We start from the raw sequence: 1656 nt of genomic DNA on the forward strand, positions 1-1656 counted from the left end.
GGCGGCACGAACGCGCACGTGCTGGTGGAAGCCGCCCCGGCCGCCGATGCGACCGCACGCGTGCCGCTGGAGCCCCCGCGGTTCCGGCGGATGGCAATGCCGTCCCTGGGCGAGGCGCGGCGGATGGCCCCGATCGACCCCGCGCCCCCGCCAACACCGCCTTCGCCTGCCCTGGCGGCGGGGTTCTGGGAGCGCTACGGCTGAGTCGCCGCGTCGTCTTCTAGGAATTTGTCGGGGTGTGCGCATGTCTTGCGCACCCTTGCCACATGCGCGACGCATCCTTCATGCTCGGGGAGTGAGGGGAAGCACCGTTCCATACTGAAAGGGGGATGGATGTCACAGGTGAGGCACGAGATTCCGGTCTCCGTCCGGAACCCCGTCGTTCGGGCGCATTGCTTCGATGACCGGCACCTGCTGCCCGGTCTGGCCTACATCGACATCCTCTTCCAGGCATTCACGTCCACTGGCGTGCCGTTGGACGAACTCGAACTTCGTGACCTCGCCATCCACCGCGCACTGGTGGTATCGCCCGACGAGGTGGTCCGCTTGCACATCGACGGATCGGGCGAGGGCGATGAATGGACGGTCCACGTCGATGGACGCGTCGACGGCCACGACCACCCGAAGCCGCGCCGCTACGCGGTGGCGACCATGGCGCGCCGAGCGCAAGCCATGCGTCCGTCCGGTCGGGATCTCGACTGGAACGTCGTCCAGTCCACCTCGACCGAACCGCTTCCCATGCAGGAGATCTACGCCGCCTCGGCACGCCTTGGACTGCAGCACGGCGACTACATGAAGGCGGACGGGTTGGTCTACACGACCGACGAGGCGATCTACGTCGATTGCCAGCTCGGTGCCGATGCCCGCGCCGATGCCGACGACGTGCTGTTCCATCCGGCCCTCGTCGATGCCTGCGTGGTCGGCGCCACGGCCGTGCTGAGCACCCTCGACCCGGCCGGCTACGAAGCGGCGCTGCCGCTGTCCTATGGTGGCTTCGCCGCCTCCCGAGCGCTGGGCGCGGCATGCATGGCGCGTGTCATGCGCGACGGCGTGCGACGCGAGAACGGTCTCACGTGGCTTTCGATGGATTTCTTCGACCTGCAGGGGCGAAAGATCGCCGAACTGCGCGACTTCGCGAGCAAGCGGTTGCCGCCTTCGCGTCGGCTCGCCCACGATGACGGCGCTGGCGGCGACATCGTGGGCGCCGCCGCACCGCCACCCTCCGACGGGACGGACGTCACGCCGACGGGCGATGCGTCGTCGCTCGCCGCGTTCATTCGCGACGCGATCGCGCAGCGGCTTCGCATCGGCGCGGCCACGATTCGCGGCGACGTCGATTTCTACGAACTGGGCATCGATTCCACCGGGTTGCTCGAACTGGCGCACGCCATCCAGTCGCACTTGCGCCGCAAGCTCCCGCCGACCCTGCTGTTCCAGTTCTCGAGCGTCGACGAGGTGGTCGCGCATCTGGTCGAGACCGCGGCGTCCGCCGCCGTCCTTCCCGGGCCGAAGCCGCCGGTGACCACGGCGGTCTCCCCTCCATCGACCGACGCAAGGCGCGACGACGACATTGCCGTCATCGGCATCGACGGCCGTTTTCCCCAGGCCGCGGACATCGAACGATTCTGGGAGAAATTGCGCGCGGGGGCGGACTGC

2 protein-coding genes are annotated in these 1656 nt (G+C 68.6%); both read left to right on the forward strand.

The annotated features are described in order from the left end of the window. On the forward strand, window positions 1-204 hold a 204-nt coding region (locus tag JNG39_RS21065; protein ID WP_368313921.1), incomplete at its 5' end, for a hypothetical protein. Window positions 205-333: 129 nt separating this feature from the next. Further along, window positions 334-1656 (forward strand): phosphopantetheine-binding protein (locus JNG39_RS21070; protein WP_368313922.1); only part of this gene is annotated, 1323 nt, incomplete at its 3' end.

The sequence above is a fragment of the Luteibacter sp. CQ10 genome, assembly GCF_040900725.1.
GTDB lineage: Bacteria > Pseudomonadota > Gammaproteobacteria > Xanthomonadales > Rhodanobacteraceae > Luteibacter.